This window comes from Nocardia carnea (assembly GCF_029868855.1).
GTDB lineage: Bacteria > Actinomycetota > Actinomycetes > Mycobacteriales > Mycobacteriaceae > Nocardia > Nocardia carnea_A.
The window spans coordinates 20,781-28,965 of sequence record NZ_JARWOV010000201.1 but is presented as its reverse complement, the minus strand read 5'-3'; the positions used below and the strand labels follow the sequence as shown (position 1 = coordinate 28,965).

4 protein-coding genes are annotated in these 8,185 nt (G+C 70.1%); 1 reads left to right on the top strand and 3 read right to left on the bottom strand.

Annotated features, from left to right (window positions below; genetic code table 11):
* A partial coding sequence (locus QH195_RS19285) for a hypothetical protein (protein WP_280436445.1) occupies window positions 1-1,272 on the bottom strand: 1,272 nt, incomplete at its 3' end.
* A gap of 91 nt (window positions 1,273-1,363) precedes the next feature.
* On the bottom strand, window positions 1,364-4,075 hold the full coding sequence (locus QH195_RS19280; protein ID WP_280436442.1) for an FHA domain-containing protein: 2,712 nt from the start codon (window positions 4,073-4,075) through the stop codon (window positions 1,364-1,366).
* A gap of 115 nt (window positions 4,076-4,190) precedes the next feature.
* On the opposite strand from QH195_RS19280, the gene QH195_RS19275 reads away from it, so the two are divergent.
* A complete protein-coding gene (locus QH195_RS19275; protein WP_280421600.1) occupies window positions 4,191-5,624 on the top strand; it encodes a metallopeptidase in 1,434 nt (477 codons plus the stop codon).
* Window positions 5,625-5,659: 35 nt separating this feature from the next.
* Here QH195_RS19275 and QH195_RS19270 read toward each other — a convergent pair whose 3' ends face one another.
* The gene (locus QH195_RS19270) at window positions 5,660-8,113 is read right to left on the bottom strand and encodes an FHA domain-containing protein (RefSeq protein WP_280436441.1); all 2,454 of its coding nucleotides are present in this window, start codon (window positions 8,111-8,113) and stop codon (window positions 5,660-5,662) included.
* Window positions 8,114-8,185: the final 72 nt, after the last annotated feature.

Sequence of the window (8,185 nt, the reverse complement as noted above, 5' to 3'; positions counted from 1 at the left end):
AATTCCGAACTCGGCAGCCGAGTCGATCCTGAACGGCACTCCGGCAGCAATAGATTGTGCCGGATCGCCCCCCGGCGCCCGCCCCCCCCCCTGTGTAACCGGCCCCGGGCCGGCCGCGCCGGGGCCGGGCTCACCGGGCCGCGCCGGCCCGGGGCCCGCGGGAACCTGGCCGGGCGGCGCGGGATGAGGTCCTGTTCCCGGCCCGTTCGCCGGGGTCCGCGCAGGACCGGCCGGGGAGGTGTGCGGACCGGGGCCACCGGCGGGCGGCGCCGGCACCGGCGGATGCGGCCCCGCGGCCGGATTCCACACCGGTGACCCGGCCGGCGCGCCCGCTCCGTACTGCGGTCCCGGCGTGTTCGGACCGGCGGGCGGCGCCGGCTGCGAGTGGCCCGCCGGGTCTTCCTCCTCGTCGTCGTCCTCGTTCTCACTCACCAGCAGGTGCGTGGCGCCGAGAACGAGGGCGTGCATGGGGTGCTCGGCCTTCTTCAGCCGCTGCCCGAGATGGTTACGGAAGGCGAACCGCAGGGTCTCGTTGAAGACGACCTGCCCGGCCAGCAGCACCGTCGAGTTGTCCGCGCCGATCGCTCGGGCCGCGGCCATCACCTCGATCACGGTGTCGTCGGCGACCCGCGGATCGCGGGTGGATTCGGGGTCGATCGGGACATACACCGATTCGGTGGGACGCTCCTCGTCACCGTGGACGGCGACGACGAGTACATTCGCGCGGCCGCCGGCCACCTGACCGTCGAAATGGACCGCGGTCGCGCCGAGCCCCTCGGGCAGGCGGTGATCGGGTGCCCGGACCAGACCGAGCGCGCGCACGTACCCGGAGAGCGCGATGGACTCCGGGATCGGTTCCACCTCGACGTCGAGCTGCTCGACCAATCGCGCGTAGGCGTCGATCTTCGGGTCCGGCCAGTCGTCCGGATACGGCAGAGCGATCACATCGGGCTTACCGCGCAGATAGGTACCGACCGAGGCCAGCGGGTTGTAGAGGCGGGCCCGGAAAACCAGTTCGGCGGGCCAGGTGGCGCCCGCGATCACGATCTGCGGATGCCCGAGGATCTCCCGCACATCCGGGATCGCCATCCCCAGATCCGGCCGTTGCCGGCCCGCTCCGGCGGTATAGAGCTTCCCCGAGGCATCGGCCAGCAAATAGGCGGGTGGGTTGTAGCTTCCCTCGACCTGGACAGGGCGGATGGGTACGCCGGATCCGCCCGCGGCCACGGACACCACATCCCACCCGAGGTGTACCGCACCAACTCGCACCATCACAGGCATCAGTGTGCCTGGTGTGCGGTCGTCGCGCTCGCCGCCCCCACCCACCAGCGGCGCGAGTAGTGCAAGGAGCCGGTCATCGATCTCACCGTGCGGACTTCTTGAGCCGCAACCGGCTCCAGGTGAGCAGTGCGAGCACCACCGTGATGACCGCCACCATGCCGATGTCCAGGAACCACGCACCGCGGGTGTGTTCCCAGAGCCCGTCCGGTTGCGCCGCGATGAACAGCTCCCGAATATTCACCGTCGACGCCGCCGCGGCATACCCCCACCGCGAGGGGAACAGCCAGGTGACCTGCTCCAGCACCACTCGATCGGTCACCGGGATCATGCCGCCGGCCATCACCAGCAGACCCATGATCGCCACTGCCAGCAGCGGCATCACCTGTTCACTGGACTTGGCCAGGCTCGACAGCAGCAACCCGAGCACGACACAGGACACCGCGGTCGCCGCGATATCGATATAGAGCTCGGCGCCGCCCATCGCCAGCACCGAACCCTCCTGGGGCCGCTTCTTACCGAGCAACACGAAACCGACCAGCACCGCCGACTGCACCAGCGCGGCGAGACCGAAAATCGTGATCTTGGCCCACAGATAGGCCCCCGACCGCAACCCGACCGCGCGTTCCCGCACGTAGATCGTGCGCTCCCCCACCAGGTCACGCACGGTGAGGGTCATGCCCATGAAGCAGGCGCCGAGGATCAGCACCACCAGCAGCATCTGCGGTTCCGAATCACCGTTGGGTACGAAGGAGCCGTCGTCCTGCTGGATCAACGGCGGCCGGCCGAACCCGTTGCTACCGGGCACCAGCAGCGACAGCCCACCGAGCACGAACGGCAGCAGCACCAGGAACGACATATAGCCGCGGTCGGCCAGGATAAGCCGCAACTGCCGCCGGGCCAGGGTGGAGAACTGTTTCCAGGCACCCGACTGCGGCGGCGAACCGCCACCGCCTTGGCGGGCCGCGGGCGGCGGCGGGGGTGGTAGTGCCGCCTGCCGGGATCGGTAGTGGGCGAAGGCCGCATCGGGGTTGGCGGCGACATCGGCGAAGATCTTGGCCCAGTCACTGGTGCCCAGCGCGGATTCGACGCCCGCCGGGTTACCCGCGTAGGCGGTCTTCCCGCCGGGGGCCAGCAGCACCACCTGATCGCACATGTCCAGGCAGGCCACCGAGTGGGTGACCACGATGACCACACGCCCGGCGTCGGCCAGTTCGCGCAGCATCATCATGACCTGCCGGTCCAGCGCCGGATCCAGGCCCGAGGTGGGTTCGTCCAGGATCAGCAGCGAGGGACCGGTGAGCAGTTCCAGCGCCACCGACGCGCGTTTGCGCTGTCCGCCGGAGAGCCGGTCCACCCGGGTGTCGGCGTGCTCGGTGAGCGACAGTTCGCGCAGCACACCATCGATCACCTGCTGCCGGTCGGCCTTGGAGGAGTCCGGCGGCAGCCGGAGTTCGGCCGCGAAACCGAGCGCCTGCCGCACCGTGAGCTGCCGGTGCAGCACATCGTCCTGGGGAACCATGCCGATACGCGAACGCAGCGCCTCGTATTCGGCGTGCAGATCGCGGCCCTCGAAGACCACCCGCCCGCCGGAGGGCTGGGTACTGCCCGCGATCAGCCGGGACAGGGTGGACTTACCGGCACCGGAGGGGCCGATCAGCGCGGTGAGCGTGCCCCGCCCGGCCTGCATGTTCACATCCACCAGCAACTGCTTGTTGCCTTCGACGGTGAACCCGACACCGTGCACCGTCAAACCCTGTTCGGCGACCGGCCGCTGCCGGTGCGCCAAAGTGCCCTGGGAGACCTCGAAGTCGATATTGCCGATGGTGATGATGTCGCGCTCGCGCAGCACCGTGCGCTGCTGGCGGACACCGTTGACGAAAGTACCGTTGGCCGAGCCCAGATCCTCGATGACCAGGCCTTCGGAGCCTGCGACGAGCCGGGCGTGCTTACGCGACGCCAGCGGATCGTTGACCACGATCTGGTTGTCCGAGGTACGCCCGATGGCCAGCCCGCCCGGCGGAATCCGGTCGGCGCGGGCTATCGGGCCCTCGCTGGCGCGGTGCCGGACCGGCGGTACCGCCGCAACACTCGCCTTGGCAGTCATGTTCACATTGGCCGGCTGCTGCTGCGGGACCGGACGTGAATGCGGAGTTGCTGGTGAATGCGGGAGCGCCGCGCCGGAGTGCGGGGTCGCGGCGGAATGCGGGGGTTGCGCCGGATGTCCGGTGCTCGGTGCCCACGGCTGCTGATGCGGCGGACGTTGCGCGGGCGGAGGATTGACCGGGGCCGCGGCGCGCTGCGCTACCTGCGGCTGCGGGCCGGATTGGGGCCGATGCGGCGGCGGCTGCGGCGGTTGGCCTTGCTGACCGGGCAGAAACGGCTGCTGCGCGGGCGGGTACTGCTGCTGACCCGAGGGATACGGCTGCTGACCGGACGGAAACTGCTGCTGCGCGGGCGGTCGCTGTGCCTGCTGCTGCGGAACCCCGGACGGAACCAGCCACAGCAGCGGCCCGGTGATCGCGTCACCGAGCCGGACCTGCGTGGGGCGGTCGATCGGGACGGGCCCACCGAGCCTGCGTGCGTCGACGAACACTCCGTTGGTACTGCCGTTGTCGGTGAGCACCCAGGCTCCCGACTGCCAGGCCAGAATCGCGTGGACCCGCGAAACCAGCGGACTGTCGACGAACAGCGTCACCTCGGGCGCGCGGCCCAGAGTGATCTGCTGATTCGAATCGAAGACACGTTCGGTCCCATCATGGCGCACCGTGATAGTGCGCACCCCCGGTGCAGACATGCAGCGGATACTATTCCATTACCCGGGCATCGGAGATGCCCCCGCTTGGGGGGTGATCACCCCGCTCAGCGGGAGATGCCAGCACCCGAACCGGCCGAAAAATGGGGGAGGATCCATGCCGCAACTCCGGGTCGCCGCGCTCGCTGTGGCAGCGCTGTGCGCAGTGCTGCTGGTCACCGGGTGTACCCGCGCGGTGGACGGCCGGGCGGTCTCCATCTACGACAATCCCTTCCAGGTGGCCGGACTGCCGACGACGAGCGGTCCGAGCGGGCCCCGCGCGAACGTCCCGCCCACCGAATTGACCGCCGAGAACGGTGACGGCGGCGAGATCGACACATTGGCACTGAACGCGGTCACCGATGTCCAGGCGTACTGGGAGAAGCATTACGACGCCGAGTTCGAGGGCGAATTCGAGCCGGTGCAGAAACTGATCTCCTGGAGTGCACGCGATTCCCGCCGCGAATCGGTGGAGTTCTGCACGGAATCGACCTATCGGATGGTCAACGCGGCCTACTGCCGGCTGGACAACTCCATCGGCTGGGACCGGACGCTGCTACTGCCCACCATGTCGGAGACATTCGGGCAGATGGCCGTGGTCATGGTGATCGCCCACGAATACGGTCACGCGATCCAGAACAACGCCGATATCGTCGACCGCGACGATCCGGTGATCGTCAAGGAGCAGCAGGCCGACTGTTTCGCCGGTGCCTACATGCGCTGGGTCGCGGAGGGTGAATCGGACTACTTCACCATCAACACCTCCGACGGGTTGAATTCGGTACTCGCCGCGACGGTCGCGATCCGCGATTCCGACCCCGACGACCCGGAAAGCGTGCACGGCTCGGCCTTCGAACGGGTCACCGCCGTGCAGGTCGGTTTCACCGACGGCGCCAAGGGCTGCAAGGGGATCGATATGGACGAGATCGAACAGCGCCGCGGCGATCTGCCGCAGAGTTTCGACGGCGCCTCGGGCGAATTCGAGATCACCGAACAGAGCCTGGTCGAACTGAGCAAGGCCCTGTCGGTGATCCTGCCGCTGCCCGACGAACCGACCTACAGCTACGACGGCGCCGAAATCGACTGCAGCGACGGTGTCGCCACCGAGCCGGTGACCTACTGCCCGGCGAACAATACGATCGCGACGAACGTCGACGGGCTCTCCGAACGCGGGACGGCCACCGACGATTCCGATGTTCCGCTGCCGGTGAAGGTGACCGGTGACTACAACGGCTACGTCGTGTTCATCTCCCGCTACACGCTTTCGGTGCAGCGCAGCCGCGACCAGGAACTGGTCGGTGCGAAAACCGGACTGCGGGCGGCGTGCCTATCCGGTGTGGCCACCGGCAAACTGGCCGAGACCGGCCGCGCCGAGGGCGATATCACGCTGGCCGCGGGCGATCTGGACGAAGCGGTATCCGGCCTGCTCACCGACGGTCTGGCCGCCAGCGATGTGGAAGGCAAAACCGTGCCGAGCGGGTTCTCCCGCGTCGACGCCTTCCGCGCCGGGGTCCTCGGCGGGGAAGAGACCTGCGCAGCCAGGTACGAGTAGTCGCCCACCGGCCGGAGCTGAGCCGCTGCCGCGAATCAGGACCCGAAAGGGGGCGGTGCGGCGGATTCGAAGCGCAGCATCCGGTTTCCGATCAGGATCTCCGTACCCGGAACCAGCACCACCGGCTGGTGGGGCGGGACTCGCACCCATTCACGGAATCCGGGCGCTCGGATCCGGGTGCCGTTGGTGGAGCCGCGGTCGACCAGCGTCACATCCCATTCGACCAGTAGCAGTTCCGCATGCGCGCGTGACATCCCGCCCGAGTTGTCGATGACCTGCAACGGAGTGAGCCCGCGCCGGGCGGGCTCGGATTTCTCCGGATCACGACCGAGGACGGAATCGGTCTCCAGCAGGTAGGTCGAACCGTCGTCGAGGACGAGGATCCCGAGCGGGGGCCGCATCACCTCGATAAGGGGCTGGGTCTGATCCACCGGCATCCCGCACACACTGCAGAACGCCGAGCGCGGGTCGGTGGGGTGGGCGCGCGCGCATTTGAAACCCCGGACCTTGACGGTCAGGGCGGTGCCCTTCGCGGTGGCCTCGGTGCGACGGCGCAGTTCGGCATCCAATGGCGGGGTCCCGCCGTCCGGCCGGGCCTGCCGCGCCGGACCGGGTTGCGGTAGCGGCATATCCATCCGTGGGGTGGGGTGCGGTGGCGGGCGCCGCGGGGAATCGGCCCGGCCCGGCCGTGAGTCGGCGGTCTCGTCGATGCCCTCGTCGGGCAGGCCCGCCCGCCGCGGTTGCCTGCCGCTGATCTGGGTCTGCGCCTGATGCGGGTCGGTATCCGGGGGACGCACACCGCTCACCGGGCCGCGGTCGCCGGTATCGCGGTCGCGCGAGGATGCGACGGTGGCCCGCTCGGACAGCTCCACGCTGTCCACCGGCGGGGTCGGCGCGGCGGGGATTCCGCCGTCCTGGTCGCGCCGCGGAACCGGCGATTCGCCGGCGTTCCGGCCCCGGGTAGCGGTCTCCCGCACCGATCCGCCGGCCGCGAGGTCCGTGGCTTCTCGGGCGACCGCCGAGCCCCCGGGATCTCCCGCCGGCGGATCTCCGGCGCCGAAACCGTCCGCCGGCCCGCGGACTTTTCGTGGACCCCCCGCCTCCACCGGGTGTACAGAACCCTCCGTAGCCGTCCTGGGCTCCGCGGACCCCGGGTCCCCGGCCGCAACCGCGGAACTCTCCGCCATCGCCGCCCGGGCATCTCCTGCTCCGGGGCCTCCCACGATGAGCCCGGGCTTTCCCGACCGGCCCACCTCATCTGGACCTCGCTCCACGAACCCGGAACTATCCACCGCGCCCGGTGGAACCGATACGGCCCGCTGATCACCGCGAGGGTCTCCGACAGCCGAGCCTCCTGCGGCGCTCCCCGAATATTGCGCAGCGTTCTCCGGAACCGGGTCCGCTGCCGGAACCGCAAGGGGATCTGCCGCGGCGCCCCGGCTGAGCCCGGAGGCCGGGTCTCCCGCCGCACCCACAGGTATCGCCACCGATCCCGGAGTGCTCCCGGGCCCAGGATCTCCTGCTGTCCCCGCGGCACCTTCTGCTGCCGAGCCCGGGTTGCGCTCGGGGGCCGGGACTTCCGCCTGATCCTCGGATGTTGCAGCCGGTCCCGGACCGCTCATGACCTCCCGGCCTGCCGAACCCGCAGAGGGCGCCGCCGGCGCCGGGCCGACTCCGCCACCCTGCGCCGCACCCACCGCACTGTCCACTGCCGACCCCGCGTGGCCGTATTCCTCCGGACCCCGTGGAATACCGTCAGAGCCTCCCGTTGCCCCCACCGGCGCGTTCACAATTTCCGGTTCCGCCGACGGGACCCGCGGAATCTCCCGCACCGCCCGGGAATCCTGGGGCTGCTCCCCGGCTCTGCGCCCGGCTGCTTTGTCGAGTACCACCCCACTCGCCCGGCCCGGTTCCCTCGACACGGCGGCCCGCCGGACCGCGGGCGCCCAGGCGATCACACCGCCGGCTTCGGCGATTCCCTCGACCAGCCGGCCGATCCCCCGGGCGGCGGGCACCTCGGGCCGGGCAGTGTCGTCGTCCGCGTCCGCGGCCGGGTCGTCGACGAACAGCGCCACCGCGCGAGAAGGCGTGACAGCGGTTCTGTCGACGGTGAATGCCGCGTCACGACCGTGGAAGTATTCGGTGGTTTCGCCGGCCACGACTGCGGTGACGGCTCCGTGCAGGAAGATAGCCACCCGGTCCGGTCCCGCGGCGGACAGGATCCCGAAATCCACCGAGCTGCCGGGGCCGCTCCTGTCGGCGTGCGTCATAACCCATCTGGTGGCTTCCCGGGCGATCGTGGCGCCGGGCCCCTCGGGTTGCCGGGCGGCCGCCTCATGGACCAGTTCGGCGAGTGCTACCAGCGCACGCACGGCCGGGGACTCCGCGGTGGGGCGGCCGGTGCCGCGATGGGCCACCAGCACCACCGCGCCCGCGACCCGGGCCACGGCATGCGGCCCGGACACCACCTCGACCTGCTGGTCCTGCATGCGGATCAATCTCCGCCCGGGTGCTGCCGCGGGTTGTCTGCCACCACACCAGGGTATGGCACGGCCGGGACC